Source organism: Streptomyces sp. WAC05292 (assembly GCF_003949955.1).
GTDB classification, from domain to species: domain Bacteria; phylum Actinomycetota; class Actinomycetes; order Streptomycetales; family Streptomycetaceae; genus Streptomyces; species Streptomyces globosus.
Map to the genome: position 1 here is coordinate 1 of NZ_RPSE01000854.1, position 688 is coordinate 688.

1 protein-coding gene is annotated in these 688 nt (G+C 66.9%); it reads left to right on the plus strand.

The features are described 5' to 3' along the window. Positions 1-632: HDOD domain-containing protein (locus EF903_RS33405; protein ID WP_125548608.1), on the plus strand; the 632-nt coding region annotated here is incomplete at its 5' end. Positions 633-688 lie beyond the last annotated feature (56 nt).

Sequence of the window (688 nt, forward strand, 5' to 3'; positions counted from 1 at the left end):
GTTTCGACCTGGTGATCAACCTGGCCCTCGGCCTCGCCCTGGGCAAGAGCCTGAGCCTGCCCAAGGACCAGCCGCAGCAGGCCACGCCCTACTGGCAGCAGGCGATCTACACCGCCGCGGTGATCGAGGGCCTGACCCGCGCCATGCCACGCGAACTGCGCCCGGAGTCCGGCCTGAGCTACCTGGGCGGCCTGCTGCACAATTTCGGTTACCTGGTCCTGGCGCATGTCTTCCCGCCGCATTTCTCGCTGATCTGCCGGCACCTGGAGGTCAACCCGCACCTCGGCCATGCCTACATCGAACAGCACCTGCTGGGGATCACCCGCGAGCAGATCGGCGCCTGGCTGATGCGCGTCTGGGACATGCCTGACGACCTCTATTGCGCCCTGCGCTTCCAGCAGGACCCCAGCTACACCGGGCCGAACGCGGTCTACGCCAACCTGATCTGCCTGACCAACCGGTTGCTGCGCAACAGCGGCATCGGCGATGGCCCGCAGCAAGCGATTCCGGCGGCATTGTACGAGCGCCTGGGGATCACCCCGGAGAAGGCCGGGGACGCCGTGAAAAAGGTGTTGGAAGCGGAAGCGGCCCTGCGCGAACTGGCGGCCCAGTTCAATCGCTTGCCGGGGTGACCGGGTAGTCCGCCGCGAAACGCACTACCGAAAGGCTGCGGCCGCAGCCTTTCGGT